This is a genomic window from Pseudomonas sp. JDS08PS003 (assembly GCF_045013505.1).
In the GTDB taxonomy this organism is placed as follows: domain Bacteria; phylum Pseudomonadota; class Gammaproteobacteria; order Pseudomonadales; family Pseudomonadaceae; genus Aquipseudomonas; species Aquipseudomonas protegens_B.
In genome coordinates this window covers 1,148,251-1,174,285 of the sequence record NZ_CP120724.1, presented here as the reverse complement: position 1 = coordinate 1,174,285, position 26,035 = coordinate 1,148,251, and the positions used below count along the sequence as shown (strand labels likewise).

27 protein-coding genes are annotated in these 26,035 nt (G+C 61.1%); 12 read left to right on the top strand and 15 right to left on the bottom strand.

Translation table 11 applies throughout. The features are described from left to right. Positions 1 to 18: 18 nt before the first annotated feature. Together P7C00_RS05275 and P7C00_RS05270 are read right to left on the bottom strand one after the other, a co-directional pair. On the bottom strand, positions 19 to 501 hold the full coding sequence (locus P7C00_RS05275) for a glutathione peroxidase (protein ID WP_102861170.1): 483 nt from the start codon (positions 499 to 501) through the stop codon (positions 19 to 21). A gap of 121 nt (positions 502 to 622) precedes the next feature. Continuing rightward, the gene (locus tag P7C00_RS05270; RefSeq protein WP_123727481.1) at positions 623 to 1,108 is read right to left on the bottom strand and encodes a peptidylprolyl isomerase; all 486 of its coding nucleotides are present in this window, start codon (positions 1,106 to 1,108) and stop codon (positions 623 to 625) included. On the opposite strand from P7C00_RS05270, the gene P7C00_RS05265 reads away from it, so the two are divergent. From P7C00_RS05265 to P7C00_RS05255, 3 genes are read left to right on the top strand one after another with little or no spacing between them, the layout of a single operon-like run. Beyond that, positions 1,077 to 1,415: a DUF3565 domain-containing protein gene (locus tag P7C00_RS05265; protein ID WP_346633609.1), complete on the top strand. Its 339-nt coding sequence runs from the start codon at positions 1,077 to 1,079 to the stop codon at positions 1,413 to 1,415. The two genes, P7C00_RS05270 and P7C00_RS05265, sit on opposite strands and share 32 nt — an antisense overlap. 57 nt (positions 1,416 to 1,472) lie before the next feature. Then, positions 1,473 to 3,572, top strand: coding sequence for a phosphate acetyltransferase (gene pta / locus P7C00_RS05260; RefSeq protein WP_346633610.1), 2,100 nt, complete (start codon positions 1,473 to 1,475; stop codon positions 3,570 to 3,572). Then, the gene (locus tag P7C00_RS05255; RefSeq protein ID WP_346633611.1) at positions 3,573 to 4,478 is read left to right on the top strand and encodes an acyltransferase; all 906 of its coding nucleotides are present in this window, start codon (positions 3,573 to 3,575) and stop codon (positions 4,476 to 4,478) included. A 127-nt stretch (positions 4,479 to 4,605) separates the two neighbouring features. On the opposite strand, the gene cysN is transcribed toward P7C00_RS05255, so the two are convergent. The 3 genes from cysN to P7C00_RS05240 all read right to left on the bottom strand — a co-directional run bounded on the left by cysN (position 4,606) and on the right by P7C00_RS05240 (position 8,437). After that, positions 4,606 to 6,504, bottom strand: coding sequence for a sulfate adenylyltransferase subunit CysN (gene cysN, locus P7C00_RS05250; RefSeq protein WP_346633612.1), 1,899 nt, complete (start codon positions 6,502 to 6,504; stop codon positions 4,606 to 4,608). 9 nt (positions 6,505 to 6,513) lie between these two features. Continuing rightward, on the bottom strand, positions 6,514 to 7,431 hold the full coding sequence (cysD, locus tag P7C00_RS05245; protein WP_011059289.1) for a sulfate adenylyltransferase subunit CysD: 918 nt from the start codon (positions 7,429 to 7,431) through the stop codon (positions 6,514 to 6,516). A gap of 247 nt (positions 7,432 to 7,678) precedes the next feature. Next, positions 7,679 to 8,437: a Nif3-like dinuclear metal center hexameric protein gene (locus P7C00_RS05240; RefSeq protein WP_404938239.1), complete on the bottom strand. Its 759-nt coding sequence runs from the start codon at positions 8,435 to 8,437 to the stop codon at positions 7,679 to 7,681. A gap of 102 nt (positions 8,438 to 8,539) precedes the next feature. Between P7C00_RS05240 and algW the strand changes: the two genes are divergently transcribed. From algW to P7C00_RS05225, 3 genes are all read left to right on the top strand, one after another. Then, positions 8,540 to 9,694 (top strand): Do family serine endopeptidase AlgW, encoded by a 1,155-nt coding sequence (gene algW, locus P7C00_RS05235; RefSeq protein WP_346633613.1) that lies wholly within the window; start codon positions 8,540 to 8,542, stop codon positions 9,692 to 9,694. A gap of 85 nt (positions 9,695 to 9,779) precedes the next feature. Next, a complete protein-coding gene (locus P7C00_RS05230; RefSeq protein WP_404938238.1) occupies positions 9,780 to 11,885 on the top strand; it encodes a TonB-dependent siderophore receptor in 2,106 nt (701 codons plus the stop codon). A gap of 12 nt (positions 11,886 to 11,897) precedes the next feature. Next, positions 11,898 to 12,626 (top strand): DUF4198 domain-containing protein, encoded by a 729-nt coding sequence (locus P7C00_RS05225; RefSeq protein ID WP_404938237.1) that lies wholly within the window; start codon positions 11,898 to 11,900, stop codon positions 12,624 to 12,626. A 96-nt stretch (positions 12,627 to 12,722) separates the two neighbouring features. Here the strand turns inward: P7C00_RS05225 and hisC are convergent, their stop codons facing one another. From hisC to P7C00_RS05175, 10 genes are all read right to left on the bottom strand, one after another. Then, on the bottom strand, positions 12,723 to 13,775 hold the full coding sequence (gene hisC / locus P7C00_RS05220) for a histidinol-phosphate transaminase (protein ID WP_404938236.1): 1,053 nt from the start codon (positions 13,773 to 13,775) through the stop codon (positions 12,723 to 12,725). Positions 13,776 to 13,777: 2 nt separating this feature from the next. Further along, positions 13,778 to 15,106: a histidinol dehydrogenase gene (hisD, locus tag P7C00_RS05215; RefSeq protein ID WP_011059283.1), complete on the bottom strand. Its 1,329-nt coding sequence runs from the start codon at positions 15,104 to 15,106 to the stop codon at positions 13,778 to 13,780. Between the two features lie 154 nt (positions 15,107 to 15,260). Further along, positions 15,261 to 15,896 carry an ATP phosphoribosyltransferase gene (gene hisG, locus P7C00_RS05210; protein ID WP_011059282.1) on the bottom strand — a complete coding sequence of 212 codons (636 nt, stop codon included), beginning with the start codon at positions 15,894 to 15,896 and terminating at the stop codon, positions 15,261 to 15,263. 126 nt (positions 15,897 to 16,022) lie between these two features. Beyond that, positions 16,023 to 17,288, bottom strand: coding sequence for a UDP-N-acetylglucosamine 1-carboxyvinyltransferase (gene murA / locus P7C00_RS05205; RefSeq protein WP_102861160.1), 1,266 nt, complete (start codon positions 17,286 to 17,288; stop codon positions 16,023 to 16,025). Between the two features lie 22 nt (positions 17,289 to 17,310). Next, positions 17,311 to 17,550, bottom strand: a complete 240-nt coding sequence (locus P7C00_RS05200; protein ID WP_011059280.1) for a BolA family protein — start codon at positions 17,548 to 17,550, stop codon at positions 17,311 to 17,313. A gap of 117 nt (positions 17,551 to 17,667) precedes the next feature. After that, on the bottom strand, positions 17,668 to 17,973 hold the full coding sequence (locus P7C00_RS05195) for an STAS domain-containing protein (protein ID WP_346633618.1): 306 nt from the start codon (positions 17,971 to 17,973) through the stop codon (positions 17,668 to 17,670). Then, a complete protein-coding gene (locus P7C00_RS05190; RefSeq protein ID WP_346633619.1) occupies positions 17,970 to 18,623 on the bottom strand; it encodes an ABC transporter substrate-binding protein in 654 nt (217 codons plus the stop codon). Before P7C00_RS05190 ends, P7C00_RS05195 begins: the two co-directional genes overlap by 4 nt. Positions 18,624 to 18,634: 11 nt before the next feature. Further along, positions 18,635 to 19,102 (bottom strand): outer membrane lipid asymmetry maintenance protein MlaD, encoded by a 468-nt coding sequence (gene mlaD / locus P7C00_RS05185; RefSeq protein ID WP_011059277.1) that lies wholly within the window; start codon positions 19,100 to 19,102, stop codon positions 18,635 to 18,637. After that, positions 19,102 to 19,899 carry a lipid asymmetry maintenance ABC transporter permease subunit MlaE gene (gene mlaE, locus P7C00_RS05180; RefSeq protein WP_123727472.1) on the bottom strand — a complete coding sequence of 266 codons (798 nt, stop codon included), beginning with the start codon at positions 19,897 to 19,899 and terminating at the stop codon, positions 19,102 to 19,104. The genes mlaD and mlaE overlap by 1 nt, the downstream gene beginning before the upstream one ends. Continuing rightward, positions 19,899 to 20,708, bottom strand: coding sequence for an ATP-binding cassette domain-containing protein (locus tag P7C00_RS05175; RefSeq protein WP_123727471.1), 810 nt, complete (start codon positions 20,706 to 20,708; stop codon positions 19,899 to 19,901). The genes mlaE and P7C00_RS05175 overlap by 1 nt, the downstream gene beginning before the upstream one ends. Before the next feature lie 264 nt (positions 20,709 to 20,972). Between P7C00_RS05175 and P7C00_RS05170 the strand changes: the two genes are divergently transcribed. From P7C00_RS05170 to P7C00_RS05145, 6 genes are all read left to right on the top strand, one after another. After that, entirely contained in the window at positions 20,973 to 21,947 is a 975-nt protein-coding gene (locus P7C00_RS05170) for a KpsF/GutQ family sugar-phosphate isomerase (protein WP_346633620.1), read from the top strand. Next, positions 21,947 to 22,471, top strand: a complete 525-nt coding sequence (locus P7C00_RS05165) for an HAD family hydrolase (protein ID WP_346633621.1) — start codon at positions 21,947 to 21,949, stop codon at positions 22,469 to 22,471. The genes P7C00_RS05170 and P7C00_RS05165 overlap by 1 nt, the downstream gene beginning before the upstream one ends. 9 nt (positions 22,472 to 22,480) lie before the next feature. Then, positions 22,481 to 23,053, top strand: a complete 573-nt coding sequence (gene lptC / locus P7C00_RS05160; RefSeq protein WP_346633622.1) for an LPS export ABC transporter periplasmic protein LptC — start codon at positions 22,481 to 22,483, stop codon at positions 23,051 to 23,053. Next, positions 23,040 to 23,585, top strand: a complete 546-nt coding sequence (gene lptA, locus P7C00_RS05155; RefSeq protein WP_123727467.1) for a lipopolysaccharide transport periplasmic protein LptA — start codon at positions 23,040 to 23,042, stop codon at positions 23,583 to 23,585. Before lptC ends, lptA begins: the two co-directional genes overlap by 14 nt. Further along, a complete protein-coding gene (lptB, locus tag P7C00_RS05150) occupies positions 23,585 to 24,310 on the top strand; it encodes an LPS export ABC transporter ATP-binding protein (RefSeq protein WP_011059270.1) in 726 nt (241 codons plus the stop codon). The genes lptA and lptB overlap by 1 nt, the downstream gene beginning before the upstream one ends. A gap of 182 nt (positions 24,311 to 24,492) precedes the next feature. Then, on the top strand, positions 24,493 to 25,986 hold the full coding sequence (locus P7C00_RS05145; protein ID WP_102861151.1) for an RNA polymerase factor sigma-54: 1,494 nt from the start codon (positions 24,493 to 24,495) through the stop codon (positions 25,984 to 25,986). Positions 25,987 to 26,035 lie beyond the last annotated feature (49 nt).

Genomic DNA, 26,035 nt, shown 5'->3' with positions numbered 1-26,035 from the left:
AGAGGTGCCCGTCAGTGGTTAGCTCAGGGCCTTTTCGATGGCCTGGACCACTGTCGGATCATCGGGAGCGGTACGGGGCGAGAAACGCGCCAGTACCCGACCGTCCTTGCCCAGCAGGAATTTCTCGAAGTTCCAGGTGATATCCCCAGGAAACTCGGCGCCCTCGCCCGCCAGCAAACGGTACAACTGATGGCGCTCGGGACCGTTCACGTCCAGTTTGCTGCTCAAGGGAAAGGTCACCCCGTAGTTGAGGCTGCAAAATTCCTGGATCTCCTGCTCGGTGCCCGGTTCCTGCCCAGCGAACTGGTTGCAAGGTAACCCCAGCACGCTGAATCCCTGGGCCTTGTATTGCTGGTAGAGATTTTCCAACGCCGCATATTGTGGTGTCAGACCACATTTGGAGGCGACGTTGACCACCAGCACGACTTGCCCCTTGAAGGGCGCGAGCGGCAGCTCCTGACCATCCAGGGCTTTCAATTTAAGGTCGTGAAAAGCACTCATGACGAACTCCAAATTCCTGTGTTCTTACAGAAAACAGCCTCTCGACAGTACAGCCAAAAGCCGCGGACTAAAAAGGCGCCCTCGGGCGCCTCTCCAGTAAGCTTGAGCTTAGCGCAGAAAATCAGTGGTGATGGCCACCTTCGCCATGGACGTGACCATGAGCGATTTCTTCCTGGCTGGCATCACGGATGGCAACGATCTTGACCTGGAAGTTCAGGCGCTGACCGGCCAGCGGGTGGTTGCCGTCGACGGTAACGTCGTCGCCGTCCAGATCACGGATGGTCACGATCTGCATCTGGCCGTCCGGAGCGGAAGCGTGGAACTGCATGCCCACTTCCAGTTCGTCGACGCCTTCGAACATGCTGCGGCTCAGGGTGCTGACCAGTTCGGCGGCGTATTCGCCGTAGGCATCTTCAGGTTCTACGGCAACTTTCAGTTCGTCACCGACTTGCTTGCCTTCCAGAGCCTTTTCCAGACCAGGAATGATGTTACCTGCACCTTGCAGGTAAACCAGCGGGGCGCCGCCGGCAGAGCTGTCGATGACCTCACCAGCGTCGTTGGTGAGGGTATAGTCGATGGAGACAGCCTTATTGGCGGCGATCAGCATGGGGCGGGACCTTTTGCATAAGAATGAAGAACGTCCAAGTTTAGCGAAGCAATCGCTCGAAAGCGAACGGAACCCAGACCAACGGAACGGGAAAAATCCGTCGACAATCCTGGGATTTCATCAGGATGAAGACGGCCACTGGGTGGCGCAACTGTCCTGCGGCCACACCCAGCACCTGCGCCACCAGCCGCCCTGGCAATCCCGAGCCTGGGTCCTGGACCCAAGGCAGCGCACAGAAAAAATAGGCCAGCCCTTTGCCTGCGGCTGGTGTGCTCAGGACCCGGGAAACGATAACCTTAGCGTCTGACTAGCAGGCAGACGGCCTTAGACCGTCGCCTTTGCCATGCACCTTCTGAGAATTCGCATGCAAACTTTTTTCATCGCGCCCACCGATTTTGGTGTGGGTCTGACCTCCATCAGCCTCGGGCTGGTGCGTACCCTGGAACGGGCCGGCCTCAAGGTCGGCTTTTTCAAGCCCATTGCCCAACCGCATCCGGGTGATACCGGCCCCGAGCGGTCCACCGAACTGGTGGCCCGTACCCACGGCCTGAAACCACCGCAGCCCTTGGGCCTGGCCCATGTGGAACGCATGCTCGGCGATGGCCAGCTGGATGAACTGCTAGAGGAAATCATCACCCTCTACCAGCAGGCCGCCATCGGCAAGGATGTACTGATCGTCGAAGGCATGGTGCCAACCCGCAGCGCCAGCTACGCCGCCCGGGTCAACCTGCACCTGGCCAAAAGCCTGGATGCCGAAGTGATCCTGGTCTCTGCTCCGGAAAACGAAGTGCTCACCGAACTGTCCGGCCGGGTCGAGTTGCAAGCGCAGTTGTTCGGCGGGCCGCGGGACCCGAAAGTGCTGGGGGTGATCCTCAACAAGGTGCGTACCGATGAAAGCATGGAGGCGTTCTCCGCCCGCTTGAAGGAGCACTCACCGTTACTGCGCAGCGGCGACTTCCGCCTGCTGGGCTGCATTCCCTTCCAGCCGGAACTGAACGCACCGCGCACCCGTGACGTTGCGGACCTGATGGGCGCCCAGGTGCTCAATGCCGGGGACTATGAAACCCGGCGCATGACCAAGATCATCATTTGCGCCCGCACCATGCGCAACACCGTGGAACTGCTCAAGCCCGGCGTGCTGGTGGTGACCCCCGGCGATCGCGACGACATCATCCTCGCCGTGAGCCTGGCGGCCATCAACGGCGTGCCCCTGGCCGGCCTGCTGCTGACCAGTGACACCCTGCCCGATCCACGGATCATGGAGCTGTGCCGTGGAGCCCTGAACGCCGGCTTGCCGGTACTTTCGGTGAGCACCGGTTCCTACGACACCGCCAACCAGCTCAATGGCCTGAACAAGGAAATCCCCATCGATGACCGCGAGCGCGCGGAAATCATCACCGACTTCGTCGCCAGCCACCTGGACGCCAACTGGCTGCACCAGCGCTGCGGCACTCCGCGGGAAATGCGCCTGTCGCCGGCAGTGTTCCGCTATCAGTTGATCCAGCGGGCACAGGAAGCCAACAAGCGTATCGTCCTGCCTGAAGGCAGCGAACCCTTGACCGTACAGGCCGCCGCCATCTGCCAGGCTCGGGGCATTGCCCGCTGCGTGCTGCTGGCCAAGCCGGAAGAGGTTCACGCGGTCGCCCGGGCCCAGGGCATCGAACTGCCGGAAGGCCTGGAGATTCTCGACCCGGACCTGATTCGCGAGCGCTACATCGAGCCCATGGTGGCCCTGCGCAAGAGCAAGAGCCTCAACGCGCCCATGGCCGAGCAGCAACTGGAAGACCCGGTGGTCATCGGCACCGTGATGCTGGCCCTGGACGAAGTGGACGGCCTGGTATCGGGGGTCATTCATTCCACCGCCAACACCATCCGTCCGGCCCTGCAACTGATCAAGACCGCCCCGGGCTGCACCCTGGTGTCCTCGGTATTCTTCATGCTGTTCCCCGAGCAGGTGCTGATCTACGGCGACTGCGTGATGAACCCACACCCCAGCGCCAGCGAACTGGCGGAGATCGCCTTGCAGAGTGCCGACTCGGCAGCGGCCTTCGGCATTACCCCAAGGGTGGCCATGATCAGCTACTCCAGCGGCGACTCGGCCAGTGGCGAAGAAGTGGAGAAAGTCCGCGAGGCGACCCTGCTGGCCCATGAAGCCCAGCGCTCGCTGCTGATCGACGGCCCCCTGCAATACGATGCCGCGGCCAACGAAAACGTCGCTCGGCAACTGGCACCCAACAGCCAGGTGGCGGGCAAGGCCACGGTCTTCGTGTTCCCCGACCTCAACACCGGCAACACCACGCACAAGGCCGTGCAACGCAGCGCCGACTGCGTGAGCCTGGGGCCGATGCTGCAAGGCCTGCGCAAGCCTGTGAACGACCTGCCCCGGGGCGCCCAGGTGGACGACATCGTCTACACCATTGCCCTGACCGCAATTCAAGCCGCCAACCGACCTATGGATGTCTAAATGCTGGAATTCCTACCTGCCGTAGTGCGCGGGATCATCGCCTCCATCCTGTTGGCGCTGAACACTATCCTGCTGTGCTCGTTCCTGTTCTGCGTGGCGATCTTCAAGGCCCTGCCTTTCGCCCTCACCCAGCGCTTTACCCACTGGTTGATGAATCACACCCATGAAGCCTGGATCAGCAACAACAAGGCCTGGATGCAGCTGGTGTGCCGCACCCGCTGGCACCTCAGCGGCCTTGAAGGCCTGGATTACCAGCACTCCTATCTGGTCACCAGCAACCACCAGAGCTGGGTCGACATCATGGTCTTGCAGTACGTGCTCAACCGGCGTATCCGCCCCCTGAAATTCTTCCTCAAGCAGGAGCTGATCTGGGTACCGGTGATTGGCCTGGCCTGGTGGGCCCTGGGCTTTCCGTTCATGAAGCGCTACTCCAAGGCCTACCTGGAAAAGCATCCGGAGAAAAAGGGCAAGGACCTGGAAACCACCCGCAAGACCTGCGCGAAGTTCCGCAACAACCCGGTGGGGATCTTCAACTTCGTCGAAGGCACACGCTTCACCGAGGGCAAGCATGCTCAGCAGCAGTCGCCGTTCCGCTACCTGCTCAAACCCAAGGCCGGCGGTATCGCCTTTGTCCTGGATGCCATGGGCGAGCAATTGCAATCGATCATCGATGTGACCATCCACTACCCCGCTGGACGCCCCGGTTTCTGGGACCTGCTGTGCGGCAGGGTCAAGGATGTGGTGGTGCGCTTTGAGGAAGTGCAGATTCCGCCGCAGTTCATTGGCAAGAACTACGAGCAGGACACGGCCTATCGCCAGGAATTCCAGGGCTGGATCAACCAGCAGTGGCTGGACAAGGATGCGCTGCTGGAAGTGCTGCATCGCGAGTATCCGGCCAAACCCTGAGGGCCTCTTCGCTGGCAAGCCAGCTCCTACACAGAGGTCCGTAGGAGCCGGCTTGCCGGCGAACGCTATCTGAAGCGCACAAAAAAGCCCGCAGCCGATCACTCGGCTGCGGGCTTTTTGCTACGGCTTAGATCGCGCCGTGTTTACGCAGCAGATCCAGCACCAGCTTGACGCCGTCTTCCAACGACAGCGCCTGGGTGTCGATCACCAGATCGGCATTGAGCGGCACGTCATACGGGAAGGATTCGCCCGGGATGTTGTCCCCAGCGGCAGCGTACAGCCCCTGCGGATCACGCTCGGCGCACACCGCAGGCGATGCCTGGACGTAAACCGTCAACAGACGATCCTTGCCGATCAGGTCCTTGGCCTGCTCGCGCCCTTCGGCACTCGGCGCCACGAACGCGGCCAGGGTCAGCAGGCCGGCTTCGTTGAACTGGCGGGCAACGTGAGCCGCACGACGCCAGTTCTCGGTCCGCCCGGCACGATCCTGTGGCAGGCCCTTGTTCAGGTCATGCCGCAGGTTCTGGCCATCGAGCACATACACCGCGCGCCCCATGTCGAACAGCTTGCGCTCCACCGCGTAGGCCAGGGTGCTCTTGCCCGCGCCCGAAAGGCCGCTGAACAGCACGGTTGCCGGTTGCTGGCCGAAACGCTGAGCACGCTCTTCAGTGGCCACATGGGCCAGCTTGCCGTGGTGGGTGGCGCTGCCATGGGCCACTGGCTGGGCGATGATCATGCCGGCGCCGACGGTGCCGTTGGTCAAGCGGTCGATGACAATGAAAGCACCCGTGGTGCGGTTGCTTTCATAGCCGTCCAGGGCGATCGGCGCGTCGAGGCTGACCTTGACCTTGCCGATCTCGTTCAGTTGCAGCGCACTGGCCGCCCCCTCTTCCAGGGTGTTCACATCGACCTTGTGAACGATGCTGGCAATCGAGCCCGGCACGTAGCTGGTAGCACGCTTGATGTCGTACTTCTTGCCCGGCAGCATCGGTTCTTCAGCCATCCACACCAGCATGGCTTCGAAGCTGTCGGTGACCGGCGGCACGCTGTCGGCATGCACCAGCAGGTCGCCGCGGGAGATGTCGATCTCGTCTTCCATGGTCAGGGTCACGGCCTGGCCGGGGCCGGCCTGCTCCAGCTCACCCTCGAAGGTGACGATGGACTTGACCCGGCTGCTCTTGCCCGACGGCAGCACCACGACTTCGTCGCCCTTGTGCACGATGCCGCTGGCCAGGGTGCCGGCAAAACCACGGAAGTTCAGGTTCGGACGGTTGACGTATTGCACCGGGAAACGCAGGTCGGTGAAATTGCGGTCGCCCGCCACTTCCACGGTCTCGAGGATTTCCATCAGCGACTGCCCGGTGTACCAGGGCGAACGCTCGCTCTTGTTCACCACGTTGTCGCCCTTGAGCGCCGACATCGGTACGAAGTGCAGACTGGTGGGCTGCAGCTTCAGACCCTGGGCAAATTTCAGGTAGTCGGCCTTGATCGACTCGAACACGCCTTCATCGAAGTCCTTGAGGTCCATCTTGTTGATGGCCACGACGATGTGCTTGATCCCCAGCAACGAGGCGATGAAGCTGTGGCGACGGGTCTGGGTCTGCACGCCGTAGCGGGCGTCCACCAGGATGATCGCCAGGTCACAGGTGGAAGCACCGGTGGCCATGTTGCGGGTGTACTGCTCATGGCCGGGGGTGTCGGCGATGATGAACTTGCGCTTGGCGGTGGAGAAATAGCGGTAGGCGACATCGATGGTGATGCCCTGCTCGCGCTCGGCCTGCAGGCCATCCACCAGCAACGCCAGGTCGATGTCGTCACCGGTGGTGCCGACCTTCTTCGAATCCCGGGTGATGGCTTCCAGATGGTCTTCGTAGATCATCTTCGAGTCGTGCAGCAGACGCCCGATCAGGGTGCTCTTGCCGTCATCGACGTTACCGCAGGTCAAAAAGCGCAGCAGCTCTTTACGTTCGTGCTGGCCCAGGTACGCGAGGATGTCCTCGCTGATCAAATCAGATTGATGCGACATGACAGCCCCTTAGAAATAACCTTGACGTTTCTTGTCTTCCATCGAGCCGGCGCCATCGTGGTCGATGACCCGGCCCTGGCGCTCGGAAGTTCGCGTCAGGAGCATTTCCTGGATGATGTCCGTCAGGCTCTCGGCCTCGGACTCCACCGCGCCCGTCAACGGGTAGCAGCCAAGGGTACGGAAACGCACTTTCTTCTTGACGATGCGGGCTTTCTCTTCATCGGACAGATGCTCGAGGATGCGCTCGTCATCGATCATGATCAGGGTGCCGTTCTTCTCGATCACTTCACGCTCGGCGGCGAAGTACAGCGGCACGATCGGGATGCCTTCCAAATAGATGTATTGCCAGATGTCCAGCTCGGTCCAGTTGGACAGCGGGAACACGCGGATCGATTCGCCCTTGTTGACCTTACCGTTGTAGACGTTCCACAGCTCGGGGCGCTGGTTCTTCGGGTCCCAGCGGTGCTTGCTGTCGCGGAACGAGTAGACGCGCTCCTTGGCGCGGGACTTCTCTTCATCGCGACGGGCACCGCCGAATGCGGCGTCGAAACCGTGCTTGTCCAGAGCCTGCTTGAGGCCCTCGGTCTTCATGATGTCGGTGTGCTTGGCACTGCCGTGGGTGAAGGGGTTGATGCCCTGGGCCACGCCGTCAGGGTTGACGTGGGTGATCAGGTCCAGCCCCAGTTCCTCGACCATGCGGTCGCGGAACTTGTACATTTCCTGGAATTTCCACTGGGTATCGACGTGCATCACCGGGAACGGCAGCTTGCCGGGGAAGAACGCCTTGCGGGCCAGATGCAACATCACGGCGGAGTCTTTACCGATGGAGTACAGCATCACCGGGTTGTCGAACTCGGCGGCCACCTCGCGGATGATGTGGATGCTTTCCGCCTCCAGCTGTTTCAGATGCGTCAGTTTGTCGACCATGGCTACTCACGAAAGCTTTCTTATGGACGGCCATCGGGCCGTGTTCGAGCGGGGCATGCTAGCACAGCGACCTGCTTCTAATCAGGGCGCCAACTAGAACGAAACGATATATGAATATACCGCCCGGTTAGGCATCAAAACACCTGACCAGACGGCCGACGCAGGAGCTGGCTTGCCAGCGAAGGCGCTTTCAGACGCACCTCAAGGCTCAAGACCTTTTCGCCGACAAGCCGGCCCCTACACGAGGTCAGATCGGGTTGGGGCAGTCGATGAACAGGTGCTCCAGGGCAAAGCGCCGGGCCAGGTAGTCGCCCAGGGCCTGGACGCCATAACGCTCGGTAGCGTGGTGACCGGCAGCAATGAAGCTGATGTCGTTTTCCCGGGCGCTGTGGAAGGTCTGTTCCGAAGCCTCACCACTCAGATACAGGTCGACGCCGGCCTGGACCGCCTGGTCGATGTAGCCCTGGCCGCCGCCGGTGCACCAGCCGACCCGGCGGATCATCTCGCTGCCTTCGATCAGCAACGGTTCGCGGCCCATCACTTCCTGCACTCGCCGGGCAAAATCCCGTGCAGTCAGGGGCTCGCTGAGTGAGCCCACCAGGCCAACGACCTTGGGATTGCCCGGGTCCAACGGGCCTTCCACGGTGATATCCAGCTGGCGGGCCAGTTGCACGTTGTTGCCTACCTCTGGGTGCAGGTCCAGGGGCAAGTGATAGGCCAGCAGGCTGATGTCGTGCTTGAGCAGGGTTTTCAGCCTACGCTGCTTCATTCCGGTGATGCAGGGGTTCTCGCCTTTCCAGAAATAACCGTGATGCACCAGGACCAGATCGGCCTTGGCCTCCACCGCTGCGTCCAGCAACGCCTGGCTGGCGGTCACGCCGCTGACGATGCGCATCACCTGCGGGCGTCCTTCGACTTGCAAGCCATTGGGGCAGTAGTCGGCGATGCGTGAACTACCCAGGTAGCGGTCCGCTTCTTCCACCAATGTGCTCAGGGCAACGGCCATAAAAGACTCCTAAATATCCCGTTCAGAGGCGCGCGCGGCCTCGTATAATGCGCGACATTATGGGCCGTGCGCAGCCCTTCGTAACCACCCAGGACTTGCTCAATGCTCAAGGCTCTGCGTTTTTTTGGCTGGCCGCTACTGGCCGGCGTGCTTATCGCGTTGTTGATTATTCAGCGTTATCCGCAATGGGTCGGGTTGCCCAGCCTGGACGTCAACCTGCAGCAAGCTCCGCAAACCACCAGCACCCAGCAGGGGCCCGTGTCCTACGCCGATGCGGTCGTGATTGCCGCGCCTGCGGTGGTCAACCTGTACACCACCAAGGTGATCAACAAGCCTGCGCATCCGCTGTTTGAGGACCCCCAGTTCCGACGCTTCTTCGGCGACAACCTGCCCAAGCAGCAGCGCATGGAGTCGAGCCTGGGCTCGGGGGTGATCATGAGCCCCGAAGGCTACCTGCTGACCAACAACCACGTGACCTCCGGTGCCGAACAGATCGTGGTGGCGCTCAAGGATGGCCGTGAAACCCTGGCAAGGGTCATCGGCAGCGATCCGGAAACCGACCTGGCGGTGCTCAAGATAGACCTGAAAAAACTGCCTTCGATCACTGTCGGCCGCTCGGAAAACGTTCGCGTCGGCGACGTCGCCCTGGCCATCGGCAACCCGTTCGGGGTCGGCCAGACCGTGACCATGGGCATCATCAGCGCCACCGGGCGCAACCAGTTGGGCCTGAACAACTACGAAGACTTCATCCAGACCGACGCCGCGATCAATCCGGGCAACTCCGGTGGCGCACTGGTAGACGCCAACGGCAACCTGACCGGGATCAACACCGCCATCTTCTCCAAATCCGGCGGTTCCCAGGGCATCGGCTTCGCGATCCCGATCAAACTGGCCATGGAGGTGATGAAATCGATCATCGAGCATGGCCAGGTGATCCGTGGCTGGCTGGGCATCGAAGTGCAGCCGCTGACCCAGGAGCTGGCCGAGTCCTTCGGCCTGGCCGGGCGTCCCGGGATCGTGGTGGCCGGGATCTTCCGCGACGGTCCGGCGCAGAAAGCCGGTATGCAATTGGGAGACGTGATCCTCAGCATCGACGGCGAACCCGCCGGCGATGGTCGTCGCTCCATGAATCAAGTGGCGCGGATCAAGCCGACGGACAAAGTCTCGATCCAGGTCATGCGCAACGGCAAGGAGCTCAAGCTGACCGCAGAAATCGGCCTGCGTCCGCCACCCGCACCGGTCAAAGAAGAAGAGTGAATGTGCGCCCGGCCATGCCGGGCTAACAGCATACATTCTCATTGGTCATGTTATATTGTTTCAATATTGCTATTGGAACAGCCCGATGACGTCCCGAAAAATCCTCCCCCTGGCAGGCCTGACCCTAGGCCTGTTGGCAGACCCCCTGCTCGCCGAAGAACCGCAGTCGCTGGAACTTGAAACCACCCGCATCACCACCGAATACGAATCGGCCACCGGCCCGGTCAGAGGCTATCGTGCCACTCGCTCGGCCAGCGCCACCAAGACCGACACAGCCATTCGTGACATCCCGCAATCCATCAGCGTGATCCCCGCCAGCGTGCTCAAGGACCTGGGCAGCAGCAATGTCGAACGGGCCCTGGAGTTTGCTGGCGGAGTCTCCAAGCAGAACAACTTCGGCGGGCTGACCCTATATGAGTACAGCATCCGTGGTTTCACCACCTCGGAGTTCTATAAGGACGGTTTCAGCGCCAACCGCGGTTATCCCAGCACCCCGGATGCCGCCAATATCGAGCGCATCGAAGTACTCAAAGGCCCGGCGGCCAGCCTCTACGGCCGAGGCGATCCCGGCGGCACGGTGAACATCGTCACCAAGAAACCCCAGCCCGAGCCTTTCGCCACCCTGCAGTCCAGCGCCGGCAGCTGGGATCGCTACCGCACCGCTCTGGACCTCAATACTCCACTGGATGACCAGGGCAACCTGCTGTCCCGGGTGAACCTGGCAGTCGAGGACAACCATAGCTTCCGCGATCACGTGGACAGCCGCCGGGTGTTCGTCGCCCCTTCCTTCAGTTGGCAACTGAACCCGAACACCAGCCTGCTGGTGGAGAGCGAATTCGTGCGTCACAGCTCGACCTTCGACCGCGGCATCGTCGCGCCCAACAACCGCTGGAGCGGCGTCTCGCGCTCGACCTTCCTCGGTGAACCCAGCGACGGCAACATCGACAACCACAACAACATGCTCCAGGCCGCCCTGGAACATCACCTCAACGACAGCTGGAAGCTGCGCCTGGCCAGCCACTACAAGGAAGGCAAGTTGTGGGGCTTTGCCTCGGAAACCCGCCCGCTGAATGCCAACCAGCACACAGTCAACCGGCGCTACCGCGAGCGCGATAACAACTGGCACGACAGCATCACCCAACTGGAACTGCGCGGCCTGTTCGACATCGGCAGTTGGCAGCACGAGCTGCTGATCGGCAGCGAATATGAGAACTACCGCAAGAACGAGCGGGTCACCACCATTGCCGGCGGCGCCTATGCCGTCGATATCTACGACCCGATCTACGGTCAGGCCAAGCCCAACGGCAAACGCTCCGGCACGGACTTTTTCGAGCATGTCGAAAGCCAGGCCCTCAACCTGCAGGACCAGATCATCTTCACTGACCGCCTGCGCGGCATGATCGGCGCCCGCTTTGAACACTTCGAGCAAAAGATCGACGACCACACCACCGGCAAGCGCAGCCGCCAGACTCACGACGCCCTGACCCAGCGCGCCGGCCTGCTGTATCAACTGACTCCGCAGTTGGGGCTGTTCGCCAACGCCTCCACCTCGTTCAAGCCCAACAACGGGCTGGATGCGGCAGGCAAGTCGTTCAAGCCCGAGGAAGGCGTCGGTTATGAAGTGGGGATCAAGAGCGAGCTGTTCGACGAACGCCTGAGTGCGACCCTCGCCGCCTTCCATATCGACAAGGAAAACGTCCTGGCCCTGGACCCCGGCACCGACGCCAGCCGCGCCATGGGCAAGGCCCGCAGCCAGGGCTTCGATGCGCAAGTGACCGGCCAGTTGACCGACGCGGTTCGGGTGATCGGTGCCTATGCGCTGATCGATGCCGAGGTCACCAAGGGCGATCGGGCGATCCCTGCCGGCAGCCGCATACTCGGCGTGGCCAAACACAGTGGCAGCCTGCTGGGCGTCTATGAGTTCCAGGACGGCCGGTTCAAAGGCTCGGACGTCGGCGCCGCCCTGACCTACGTCGGCGATCGCTCGGGCGAGGCCGGAGGCAGCTTCGAGTTGCCGGCCTACCGCACCCTGGACCTGCTGGCTCACTACAAGGCCAGCGATAACCTGACCCTGGGCCTGAACCTGAACAACCTGTTCGACGAGAAGTACTACGAGCGCTCCTACAGCAACTACTGGGTCAACCCCGGCGAGCCGCGCAACTTCACCGTCAGCCTGACACTCAACCTGTAGCCGGAAATCGCCATGCACAACCTCAAATCAATCGCCCTTCTGGGCCTGCTCGCTACGCTGGGTACAACCCAGGCCTGGGCCCACGGTCTGTGGACCGAACAGCGCCGCGGCAATATCGAAGTGGTCTACGGCCACGGTGCCGAAGACGACGCCTTCAAGGCCAAGAAGGTCAGCGGTGCCTGGGCCTACGACGGCGCGGCCAGAATGATTCCGGTGAGCGTGCAACGCCTGGCCGACCACGCGCGCCTGCAACCACTCAAACCACCGGCGGCCCTGGCCGTGGCACTGGATAACGGTCCGTGGTCGCAGACGGCGGACAAGCGCTGGATCAACCAGGGGCGCAGTAAAGTCCCGGGGGCTATCGCCTCGACCCACACCTTCAAGTACAGCCTGGCGATCTATCAGCCGGGGGCAAAGCTGCCCAAACTGGAACAGCTCAAACTGCTGATTCTGCCGGAAGTCGACCCGCTGACCGTGGGCCAGGGCAACAGCCTGCCGGTGCGGGTACTGCTGGATGGGCAGCCCGTGGCCGGGGTCAAGTTGATTGGAGACTACCGCAATGCACCGAGCACCCTGAGCACCGAAACCGATGCCCAGGGACGCGCTCAAGTGTTGGTGAGAAATGAAGGCCTGAACGTGATCGCTGCCGAGCTTGAAGTGCCGCTCAAGGACAACCCGGATGTGGCGTCACGCGGACTGTTCAGCTCCCTGACCTTCCTCGGCGAACCGCACCACGAATGAGGGCAGCCGGGGGCTGCAGCAACAAGCGGCAAGCTTGTGGCTGCAAGCGAGAAGCTCCAAGCATTTGCTCTGGGCTTCTAGCTTGCGGCTTGCGGCTTAGAGCTGCCCCAATCCGTCGATCAGCGCCTGATTCTGCTCCGGCGTGCCGATGCTGATCCGCAGGAATTGGGCGATCCGTTCCTGCTTGAAGTGACGCACGATCACCCCCTGCTCCCGCAGCTTGGCGGCAAGACCTGCTGCGTCGTGCTGCGGGTGGCGGGCAAAGATGAAGTTGGCTGCCGATGGCAGCACTTCGAAGCCCTTGGCCTGCAACTGCGCGATCACCCACTCACGGCTGTCGATCACCAGTTGGCAGGTCTGGGTGAAGTACTCGCGATCCTCGAAGGCCGCTGCTGCGCCAACAATGGCCAGACGATCCAGAGGGTAGGAGTTGAAGCTGTTCTTGATCCGCTCCAGGGCCTCGATCAGATCCGGGTGCCCCACCGCCAGGCCCACCCGCAAGCCAGCCAGGGAACGGGATTTGGACAGAGTCTGGGTCACCAGCAGGTTTGGGTAGCGGTCCACCAGACTGATGGCGGTCTGGCCACCGAAGTCGATATAGGCCTCGTCCACGACCACCACCGAATCCGGGCTGGCCTGGAGGATCTGCTCCACTGCGTCCAGGGCCAGCAGACAGCCGGTGGGCGCGTTCGGGTTGGGGAAGATGATCCCGCCATTGGGTTTGGCATAGTCAGCGACGCAGATCTGGAACTGCGGGTCCAGCGGCACCGCTTCGAAGTCGATGCCGTACAGGCCGCAGTAGACCGGGTAGAAGCTGTAGCTGATGTCCGGGAACAGCAACGGCTTATCCTGCTGCAGCAAGCCATGGAAAATGTGCGCCAGGACTTCGTCGGAACCGTTGCCGAGGAATACCTGGTTGCCCTGCACCCCGTAATAGCAGGCCACCGCCTGTTTGAGCAGGTCACTGTTGGGATCGGGGTACAGGCGCAGGTTGTCATTGAGCTCGGCCTGCATCGCCGCCAGGGCCTTGGGCGACGGGCCATAGGGGTTTTCGTTGGTGTTGAGCTTGACCAGCTTGGTCAGCTTGGGTTGTTCGCCCGGCACGTAGGGCACCAGGTTCTTGACGAACGGACTCCAGAATTTGCTCATGTTCATTGCCCCTGGTCTTGGTCATCGACGATGCGGTATTCGGCGCTGCGGGCGTGGGCAGTCAGCGACTCGCCACGGGCCAGCACCGAGGCGGTTCGGCCCAGCTCGGACGCGCCCTGCTCGGAGCAGAAGATGATCGACGAGCGTTTCTGGAAGTCATACACCCCCAGCGGTGAAGAGAAGCGCGCAGTGCCGGAGGTTGGCAGCACGTGGTTCGGCCCGGCGCAGTAATCCCCCAGCGCTTCGCTGGTGTGGCGGCCCATGAAGATCGCCCCGGCGTGGCGGATCTGCGGCAGCCAGGCTTGCGGGTCGGCCACGGATAACTCCAGGTGCTCGGGGGCAATACGGTTGGCCACTTCAATGGCCTGCTGCATGTCACGAACCTTGATCAGGGCGCCACGGCCATTGATCGAGGTGTTGATGATTTCCGCGCGCTCCATGGTCGGCAGCAGTTTGGCGATGCTCGCCGCCACCTTGTCGAGGAACTCGGCGTCCGGGCTGACCAGGATCGCCTGGGCGTCTTCGTCGTGCTCGGCCTGGGAAAACAGGTCCATGGCGATCCAGTCCGGATCGGTCTGGCCATCGCAGACCACGAGGATCTCCGACGGGCCGGCGATCATGTCGATGCCGACCTGGCCGAACACGTGGCGCTTGGCGGTAGCCACATAGATGTTGCCCGGGCCGACGACCTTGTCCACCTGGGGCACGCTTTCGGTGCCATAGGCCAGCGCGGCCACAGCCTGGGCGCCGCCGATGGTGAACACCCGGTCGACTCCGGCGATGCAGGCGGCGGCCAGCACCAGTTCGTTGACTTCACCACGGGGGGTCGGCACCACCATCACCACCTCGGTGACACCCGCGACCTTGGCCGGAATCGCGTTCATCAGCACCGACGACGGGTAGGAGGCCTTGCCCCCCGGCACATACAGGCCGGCGCGGTCCAGCGGCGTGACCTTCTGGCCCAGCACCGTGCCGTCGGCCTCGGTGTAGGTCCAGGAGTCCTGCTTCTGTTTCTCGTGATAGCTGCGCACCCGCGCCGCGGCCTTTTCCAGGGCTTCGCGCTGAGCCACGGTGATCCGGGTCAGGGCCAGTTCCAGACGCTCGCGAGGCAGGATCAGGTCTGCCATGGAAGCCACTTGCAGGCCGTCGAAGCGCTGAGTGAACTCCACCAGCGCCGCATCGCCGCGCTCACGCACGGCCTTGATGATATCCAGCACCCGCTGATTGACCGAATCGTCAGAGACACTTTCCCAGCTCAGCAGATGATCCAGATGACGGGCGAAATCCGGGTCGGCAGCGTTGAGTCGGCGAATTGCAGTCGGAGCGGTCATAGCGAAGGCCTCAATGATTGGCGAGTGCACAAAAGGGCAAGCTTGGATTTGCAAAGCTCAGGCGCCGCAAGACTACCAAGCCATCCGCGTGGGCACCTGAGCATTCTGGCTATGACGCGGATAGATGGGCGCGGCTCAAGGCCACGCATGTGAATCAGCCGCGGTGTCGCGATTCCACTGCCTTGCGCAGGGTATCGATCAACGCCTGGATACGGGCGTGCTGCATCTTCATGGAAGCTTTGTTGACCACCAGGCGGGAGCTGATGGTGGCAATCAGTTCCTGAGGCTCCAGACCATTGGCCCGCAGGGTGTTGCCGGTGTCGACCACGTCGATGATCTTGTCTGCCAGACCGATCAGCGGTGCCAGCTCCATCGAGCCGTAAAGCTTGATGATGTCTACCTGACGGCCCTGCTCGGCGTAGTAACGCTTGGCCACATTGACGAACTTGGTGGCCACACGCAGGCGGCCCTTGGGTTCTGCGGCGCCAATAGCACCGGCAGTCATCAGCTTGCACTGGGCAATCTGCAGGTCCAGCGGTTCGTACAGGCCCTGGCCGGTGTACTCCATCAGGACGTCCTTGCCGGCCACCCCGAGGTCGGCAGCGCCATGCTCGACATAGGTCGGCACGTCAGTGGCACGTACGATCAGCAGGCGAACGTCGTCCTGGGTCGTGGGGATGATCAGTTTGCGGCTCTTGTCCGGATTCTCGGTTGGCACGATGCCCGCTTCAGCCAGAAGCGGCAACGTGTCGTCGAGGATACGGCCCTTGGACAGTGCGATGGTCAACATGAGTAACGTAAGTCCTTATGCGGCGACTGATGCCCGGACGCAAACGGCGCCAGACATGCGTCGAGCCTGAAGACAGGCTCGACGTGGAACAGATTCGACTGTGGGCACCTCCTTGTGCCCATGCAACTAGCCCGGTACGCGGCGGATCTTGGCGCCGAGCATCTGCAGCTTCTCTTCGATGCACTCATAACCACGGTCGATGTGGTAGATGCGATCGATCAGGGTGTCGCCTTCGGCCATCAGGGCCGAGATCACCAGGCTGGCCGAGGCCCGCAGGTCGGTGGCCATGACTGGCGCGCCCTTGAGTATCTCGGTACCAGTGACGATGGCAGTATTGCCTTCGACCTGGATCTTGGCGCCCATGCGGTGCAGTTCATAAACATGCATGAAGCGGTTTTCGAAGATGGTCTCGATCACCGCGCCAGTGCCTTCGGCAATCGCGTTCAGGGAAATGAACTGCGCCTGCATGTCGGTCGGGAACGCTGGGTACGGAGCGGTACGCACGTTGACCGCCTTGGGGCGCTTGCCGTGCATGTTGAGCTCGATCCAGTCGCTGCCGGTGGTAACTTCAGCGCCCGCTTCCTTGAGTTTTTCCAGAACGGCTTCAAGGATGGTCGGATCGGTGTCCTTGACCTTGACCCGGCCGCCGGTGACGGCTGCAGCCACCAGGTAGGTACCGGTTTCGATACGGTCAGGCATCACTTTGTAGATCGCCGAATGTAGACGCTCGACGCCATCGATGGTGATGGTATCGGTGCCGGCACCGGAAATCTTCGCGCCCATGGCGATCAGGAAGTTCGCCAGGTCGACGACTTCAGGTTCGCGGGCGGCGTTCTGCAGCACGCTGCGGCCCTTGGCCAAGGCGGCGGCCATCATGATGTTTTCGGTACCGGTCACGCTCACGGTATCGAAGAAGAAGTTCGCGCCACGCAGGCCGCCTTCAGGCGCCTTGGCCTTGATGTAGCCGCCCTCAACGTCGATCACTGCGCCCATGGCTTCCAGGCCACGGATGTGCAGGTCCACCGGACGCGAACCGATGGCGCAACCGCCAGGCAGGGCCACTTCGGCTTCGCCGAAACGGGCAACCATCGGGCCCAGTACCAGGATCGAGGCGCGCATGGTTTTCACCAGCTCGTACGGCGCCACCAGGGTCTTGATGGTGCGCGGATCGATTTCGACGCTCAGTTTCTCGTCGATCACCGGCTCAATGCCCATGCGACCGAACAGCTCGATCATGGTGGTGATGTCGTGCAGGTGCGGGAGGTTGGCCACGGTGACCGGGCCATCGCACAGCAGGGTTGCCGCCAGAATCGGCAGCGCGGAGTTCTTGGCCCCGGAAATGCGGATCTCGCCATCAAGGCGAACGCCGCCGGTAATAATCAATTTATCCATAACAGTCTCGACGCCCTTGGGCTCAGGTGCGCTCGGCCCAGGCCGCGCGGCTGAAAAATTTCATAGTGATCGCGTGGATGCTGCCATCGGCAATCCATGGATTCAAATGGGCATAGATGCTTTGCTGACGCTTCACCGGGCTCAAGGCCGACAGTTCGTCGCTAATCACGTTCAGCTGAAAGTTGCAGCCTTCGCCCTCAACTTCTACCTGAGCTCCGGGCAGCTTTCCCTCAAGAAAGCTCTTCACTTCGTTGGCCTGCATGCTCAACCTCAATCGGCGCCCTGTGCGCGCGGGTCGGACATCATACAAAAAAGCCCCGCGCCTGCGAACCCCGCATAGCAGGACTCTGACGGGGGGCTTCTATATAGATGTGGGTTACTACGGATGGAGGAGGATCTCGGTGACCCCGGATACTTCGGCAATTTCCCGCATGTCCTCGGGCAAGGCACGCACACTCACCGCCTTGCCGAGGTCCTGGGCATCACGCATGAAGGCCAGCAAAAGGGCCAGGCCGACACTGCTGGACTTTTCCACTGCCGAGCAATCCAGCACCAATGCCGCAGCCGGGCTCGACTTGATCAATGCCTGGCCCTGCTTGCGCAGACCCGGGCCGCTGCGGTAATCCAGCACACCGCTGATCAGCAACTCCCCGGCGTCCCCGAGGCGTACGGCGGACTCGCTCATTGCGCAGCCTTATGTGCGGCGTCTTCGGTGACTTCCTTGGCCTTGGCCACTTCGCCGGCCCAGCCGTCGATGGTCTTGTCCAGGTTGTTGCCGTTACGCTGCATGGCGTCGGCGAACTGATCACGGAACAGCTTGCCGATATTGATGCCGTTGATGATCACGTTGCGCACTTTCCACTCGTCGTTGATCTTCTCCAGGGTGTAGGACACCGGGTAGATCGCGCCGTTGTTGCCTTTGACCTGCATATCCACGCTGGTACGGGTACCGCTTTCATCCTTGGCAGGAGAAACCGTGATGCCCTGGTTGTTGTACTCCAGCAAGGCATTGCCGTAGAACTGCATCAGGCTGCGCTTGAAGTTTTCCTGGAAGCGCGTCATCTGCTCCGGGGTTGCCTTGCGCGAATACTTCACGGTCATGATGCTGCGAGAGATGCCATCGGCGTCCACCACCGGCCCGACAATACCGTTCAAGGCGTTATAGAAGTCGTTCGGGCTTTGCTTGTACTTCTCTTTATTGGCCGCCAGGTCCGCCAGCAGACGAGTGGTCGTGTCCTGCACCAGATCATGCGCGGAAGGCGTGCTTGCCGCATTGGCCAGCAACGGCAGGGCCGCCAGCAAGACCAACAAGCCACGTCGCAAGATAGAGATCATCGAAAAACTCCTCATTTGGCGTCTTTGCTAACGGTATTGAGCAGGAATTTACCGATCAGGTCCTCCAGCACCAGCGACGACTGGGTGTCGTGGATGGTTCCACCATCCTTGAGCAAGGCTTCTTCCCCGCCCACGCTGATACCGATGTATTTCTCACCCAACAGGCCAGCAGTCAGGATAGATGCAGTGGAGTCGGTCGGCAGATTATCCACACGTTTTTCCAGTTGCATCGTCACCCGGCCGGTGAAGCTGTCACGGTCCAGATCGATCGCCGTGACCTTGCCGATGGTCACACCGGCCATGGTCACCTTAGCTCTGACCGTCAAACCGGCGATATTGTCGAAGTAGGCGTAAAGTTTATAGGTATCGGTGCTCGCAGTCGGAGACAAGCCACTGACCCGCAGGGCAAGCAACAGCAAAGCCAGGATGCCGGCCAGCAGGAAAAGGCCGACACCGATTTCCAGGGTGCGGTTTTGCATCAGAAATCTCCAAACATCAAGGCGGTCAGAATAAAGTCCAAGCCGAGTACGGCCAACGAGGCATACACCACGGTCTTGGTAGTGGCACGGCTGATCCCCTCTGAAGTGGGCTCACAGTCGTAGCCTTGGAATACGGCGATCCAGGTCACTACAAACGCAAAAACAATACTTTTGATCACACCGTTGAGCACGTCACCACTGAAGGTCACGCTGTTCTGCATGTTCGCCCAGTAGGAACCGTCATAGACGCCCAGCCAGTCGACAGCCACCCAGGAACCGCCCCAGATACCCACCACGCTGAAAATCATCGCCAGCAACGGCAGGGATATGAAGCCCGCCCACAGGCGTGGCGCAATGATGTACTTGAGCGGGTCGACCCCGATCATCTCCAGGCTGGAGAGTTGCTCGGTGGACTTCATGTTGCCGATTTCCGCGGTCAGCGCCGAACCGGCACGACCGGCAAACAGCAACGCAGTCACCACCGGCCCCAACTCCCGCAGCAAGGTCAGGGCAACCATTTGCCCGACGGCCTGCTCCGAACCGTAGCTGGAGAGAATATTGAAGCCCTGCAGCGCCAGCACCATGCCGATGAAAATCCCGGACACGACGATGATCACCAGAGACATCACGCCCACGGAGTGCAGCTGTTTGACCAGCAGGCCAAAGCTGCCGCCAATGCCGCCACGCCCCAGCAGCGCATGAAACAGGAACAGCGTGGAACGCCCCAGTACCGCCAGGACATCGATGCCTGAACGACCGAAGAGGCGAATCCTCTCGATTAACGATATTTTGCGCATCAGCGCTTCCCCAGGAGATCTGCGCGGTAATCCGTCGCTGGAAAGTGAAACGGCACCGGGCCGTCGGGATCGCCCTTCATGAATTGACGGATACGCGGATTGTCGGAGTCCATCAGTTCGTCAGGAGTTCCCTGCCCCAGTACCTGGCCATCACCTACTACATAGAGGTAATCGGCAATGCTCGCGGTTTCCGCAAGATCATGGGAAACCAGGATGCTGGTAATGCCCAGGGCATCGTTGAGCAAACGGATCAGGCGCACCAATACGCCCATGGCGATGGGGTCCTGGCCAACGAAGGGCTCGTCATACATGAGGATTTGCGGATCCAGGGCAATGGCACGAGCCAGAGCAACACGGCGCTTCATGCCGCCGGACAGCTCGTCAGGCATCAGGTCCACTGCGCCGCGCAGGCCAACGGCCTGCAGCTTGAGCAGGACAATGTCACGGATCATTTCGTCCGGCAGTTGGGTATGCACACGTAGCGGAAAGGCTACGTTCTCGAACACGTCCAGGTCGGTGAACAGCGCGCCGCTCTGGAACAGAACGCCCATTTGCTTGCGCGCATCGAACAGATCACTGCGCGAGAGGGTCGGCAGATTCTGGCCGTTGACCCACACTTCGCCGCTGCTGGGCCGCAACTGCATGCCCATCAAGCGCAACAGGGTGGTTTTTCCGCAGCCTGAAGGCCCCATGATGCCGGTGACCTTGCCCCGCGGAATACGGATATCCACGTTATTGAAAATGCTGCGCGTACCGCGCTTGAAGGACAATCCCTTCAGCTCGACCGCGTAGGCGTTATCGGCACTCATCTAAACTCCTTGCGATGCAGCCTATCACTCGGACGCTTGGCTCCCTGCCGGGAGTACGTGCCCCTGGGCAGGCCGAACTGGCGGCGAACTATATCACTGCTGATACGGAGCCCCCAAGGCCGAAGCCGTGAACGTTCAGGTCCAAGACAGGCATAATCGGATGAATCCCAATACCAGCCGGATAAAGGCTGACGAACTTGCGTGAGGGATTTGTTCATTACCGCTATAATCGCCGCCTTTTCATCGGGCTATACGATTTCAGACATGAGCCAATCCAGCGACCTGATTCAGTCAGCACAACGCACCATCCGCCTCGAACTTCAGGCAGTAGAAGGCTTGCTGCCCCATATCGACGCAGATTTCGTACGCGCTTGCGAGATGATTCTGGCCAGCAAAGGCCGAGTGGTAGTGGTCGGCATGGGCAAATCCGGGCACATCGGCAACAAGATCGCCGCCACCCTGGCCAGCACCGGCACCACGGCTTTCTTTGTCCACCCGGCCGAAGCCAGTCATGGCGACATGGGCATGATCACTCGCGACGACGTGATCCTGGCCCTCTCCAACTCCGGTTCCACCAACGAAATCGTCACCCTGCTGCCCTTGATCAAGCGTCTGGGCATCCAGTTGATCAGCCTTACCGGCAACCCTGAGTCGCCGCTGGCCAAGGCCGCGGACGTCAACCTCAATGTGCATGTCGAGCATGAGGCCTGCCCGCTGAACCTGGCCCCTACCTCCTCTACCACAGCTGCCTTGGTGATGGGCGATGCCCTGGCCGTGGCCCTGCTGGAAGCCCGCGGCTTCACCGCCGAAGACTTCGCCTTCTCCCATCCGGGAGGTGCCCTGGGCCGCCGCCTGCTGCTCAAGGTAGAGAATGTGATGCACGAAGGCACTGAGCTGCCGCAGGTGCAACGGGGCACCCTACTCAAGGACGCGCTCATGGAGATGACCCGCAAGGGCCTGGGCATGACCGTGATCCTGGAGGCCGATGGCCGCCTGGCCGGGATCTTCACCGACGGCGACCTGCGCCGCACCCTGGATCGTGCCATCGATATCCATCACGCCACCATCGACTCGGTCATGACCCCTCACGGCAAGACTGCACGTGCCGATATGCTGGCAGCCGAAGCACTGAAGATCATGGAAGACCATAAAATCAGCGCCCTGGTGGTGGTGAACAAGGAAGACCGTCCGATCGGCGCCTTGAACATGCACGATCTGCTGCGCGCGGGAGTGATGTAATGAGTACCGACCTGCTGCAACGCGGTAAAAACATCAAGCTGGCGGTTTTCGACGTCGACGGCGTACTGACCGACGGTCGCCTGTACTTCCTTGAAGACGGCAGCGAGTTCAAGACCTTCAATACCCTCGACGGCCAGGGCATCAAGATGCTCATGGCCGCCGGAGTGCAGACAGCGATCATCAGCGGGCGCAAGACTCCAGTAGTGGAACGCCGGGCCAAGAACCTGGGGATCCCCCACCTGTACCAGGGTCGTGAAGACAAGCTGGTGGTGCTGGACGAACTTCTTGCCCAACTGGGCCTAAGCTATGAACAGGTCGCCTATCTGGGCGACGACCTGCCCGACCTGCCGGTGATCCGCCGTGTCGGTCTGGGCATGGCGGTGGCCAACGCAGCCGGCTTTGTCCGCGAGCACGCCCACGGCACCACCGTAGCCCGCGGCGGCGAAGGCGCTGCCCGGGAGTTCTGCGAGCTGATCCTGCAAGCCCAGGACCGCCTTGAAGCAGCCAACGCCGCTTACCTATAGAGCCCACCCATGCTGAGTAAAAAGATTCGCAACATCCTGATATTCGGGATCATCGCCCTGCTGTTCGCGGCGGTCGGTTACTGGAACATCAGCCCAGAGCGCTTCCTCGACAAGCCGGTAGTGCAGGTCGACGAGAACGCCATCGACTATTACGTGATCAACGCCCGCAGCGTGCAGTACCTGCCTGACGGCAAGCTGCAGTACGAAATGACCTCGGACAAAGTGGAGCACGTCAAGGCCAGCGAAGTGACGCTGCTGACCAAACCGGACCTGCAGATGTACCGCGGCACCACTTTCCCCTGGCACGTCCAGAGCGAGCGAGGCGAAGTCAATCCGGACGGCACCGAGGTCGAACTGATCGATTCGGTACGGGTTTCCCGCACCGATGAGCACAACCGCAACCTGCTGATCACCACCAGCCGCATGACAGTATTCCCGCAGAAGCAATATGCGCAGACCGAGCAAGCCGTTAGAATCGACGGCGCCGGCGGCGTGACTACGGCCAAGGGAATGAAAGCGTATTTGAAAGACGGCAGGATGAACCTGCTATCGAACGTAAGAGGACAGTATGAGGCTCGTTAAAACCCTCCCTATTTTGCTCAGTCTGGGCGCAGCACTGGGAAGCGTGAGCGCCTGGGCTCTGCCGAACGATAGCCAACAGCCGATCCGCATCCAGGCCGACGACGCCCAGTTGGACGACAAGAACGGCGTGGCCACCTACAAGGGCGATGTGATCATCACCCAGGGTTCGATGAAGATCACCGGCAACACCGTGACCATCACCCGAGCCAAGAGCGGCGAAATCGACGTAGTGACGTCGGTGGGCAACCTCGCCTACTTCGAGCAGTTGCAGAAGCAGACCGACCCGAAACCGGTTCAGGCCTACGCTGTGACCATCCAGTACCACGCTCAGCAGAATCGCATCGTGCTGATCGACAAGGCCAAGGTCATCAACGACGGCAACACCACCGAAGGCGAGAAGATCGTCTACGACACCGTCAAGCAAGTGGCTAACGCCGGTCGCGCCAATGGCAGCTCGGTCACCGCACCACGTCCGCGGATCGACATGGTCATCCAGCCGAAAAAGAAAACCGACGAGCAAAAGGCCCAGTAATGGCAACTCTGAAAGCTCAGCACCTGGCCAAGAGCTACAAGAGCCGCCAGGTCGTGCGTGATGTCAGCCTGTCCATCGACAGCGGCCAGATCGTCGGCCTGCTCGGCCCCAACGGCGCCGGCAAGACCACCTGCTTCTACATGATCGTCGGCCTGGTCCAGGCCGATCAGGGCCGCGTCCTGATCGACGACCTGGATGTCAGCCACCAACCGATGCACGGTCGCGCTCGCGCCGGCATCGGCTACCTGCCCCAGGAAGCTTCGATCTTCCGCAAGCTGTCGGTGGCCGACAACATCATGGCCATCCTCGAGACCCGCAAGGAACTCGACAAGGCCGGCCGTCGCCAGGAACTGGAAAGCCTGCTGCAGGAATTCCACATCAATCACATCCGCGACAACCTCGGCATGAGCCTGTCCGGTGGTGAACGCCGCCGCGTGGAAATCGCCCGCGCCCTGGCCACTGCCCCCAAGTTCATCCTGCTGGACGAACCCTTTGCCGGCGTGGACCCGATCTCGGTCGGCGATATCAAGCAGATCATCCACCACCTGAAGGCCAAGGGCATTGGGGTGCTGATCACCGACCACAACGTCCGCGAAACCCTGGACATCTGTGAAACCGCCTACATCGTCAATGACGGGCAACTGATCGCCGAAGGCGACTCCGAGACCATCCTGGCCAACGAACTGGTCAAGGAAGTCTACCTGGGCCATGAGTTCCGCCTGTAAAGGCTGAGGTGTCGGGCTAGATGCCAGAGCGCCAGGAACAATAAATCCCTACAAATTTTATTGTTACAGCGCTCTAGGCAAACACTTCAGTTTCAGGCATATAATTTGCTTATGTTTGGCGCTCCGGCGCCCTGTAGTGGATGGCGCATGTGCGCCGGCAAATAAGGTGTTAAGCCCCTGCCATGAAACCATCGCTAGTCCTGAGAATGGGCCAGCAGCTGACGATGACACCGCAGCTGCAACAGGCCATCCGCCTGCTCCAATTGTCGACCCTGGACCTGCAACAGGAAATCCAGGAAGCCCTGGAGTCCAACCCGATGCTCGAACGCCAGGAAGATGGCGAAGACTTCGACAACAGCGACCCCTTGGCCGACAACACAGAGTCCAAACCCAACACCGAGATCCAGGAACCCTCCTACCAGGAAACCGCCCCCACGGTGGATAACCTCGAGGAAGGCGAATGGAACGAACGCATCCCCAACGAACTGCCGGTGGACACCGCCTGGGAAGACGTCTACCAGACCAGCGCCAGCAGCCTGCCCAGCAGCGATGACGATGAGTGGGACTTCACCACTCGCACATCGGCCGGCGAGAGCCTGCAAAGCCACCTGCTCTGGCAATTGAACCTGGCGCCGATGTCGGATACCGACCGCCTGATCGCCGTGACCCTGATCGATTGCATCAACAATCAGGGCTACCTGGACGAGACCCTTGAAGAAATTCTCGAGGCCTTCGATCCGGAATTGGACATCGAACTGGACGAGATCGAAGCCGTCCTGCACCGCATCCAGCAATTCGAGCCGGCCGGCATCGGCGCCCGCAACCTGGGCGAATGCCTCCTGCTGCAACTGCGCCAACTGCCAGCAAAAACTCCCTGGCTGAGCGAAGCCCAGCGCCTGGTCAGTGACTACATCGACCTCCTGGGCAGTCGCGACTACAGCCAGCTGATGCGCCGCATGAAGCTCAAGGAAGACGAACTGCGTCAGGTCATCGAACTGGTGCAGAGCCTCAACCCGCGCCCGGGCTCACAGATCGAATCCAGCGAAGCCGAATACGTGGTCCCGGACGTCATCGTGCGCAAGGACAACGAGCGCTGGCTGGTGGAATTGAATCAGGAGTCCGTGCCACGCCTGCGGGTCAACGCACAGTACGCCGGCTTTGTTCGCCGCGCCGACACCAGTGCCGACAACACCTTCATGCGCAATCAGTTGCAGGAAGCTCGCTGGTTCATCAAGAGCCTGCAGAGCCGCAACGAAACCCTGATGAAAGTCGCCACTCAGATCGTCGAGCACCAACGGGGCTTCCTGGAGTACGGCGATGAAGCCATGAAACCTCTGGTTCTGCACGACATCGCCGAAGCTGTGGGCATGCACGAATCGACCATTTCCCGTGTGACCACGCAAAAATTCATGCATACCCCCCGGGGCATATATGAACTGAAATACTTTTTCTCCAGCCACGTCAGCACCTCCGAAGGCGGCGAATGCTCGTCCACGGCGATCCGCGCGATCATCAAAAAACTGGTGGCTGCGGAAAATCAGAAAAAGCCGTTGAGTGACAGCAAGATCGCTGGTTTACTGGAGGCACAAGGCATTCAGGTAGCCCGTCGTACCGTCGCCAAGTACCGCGAATCCCTTGGGATCGCGCCTTCCAGCGAACGGAAGCGGTTGATGTAGCCGCCGGGCTGGCCACAGCGTTTCAGAGTGTGTTTGAAACAGGTCGAAA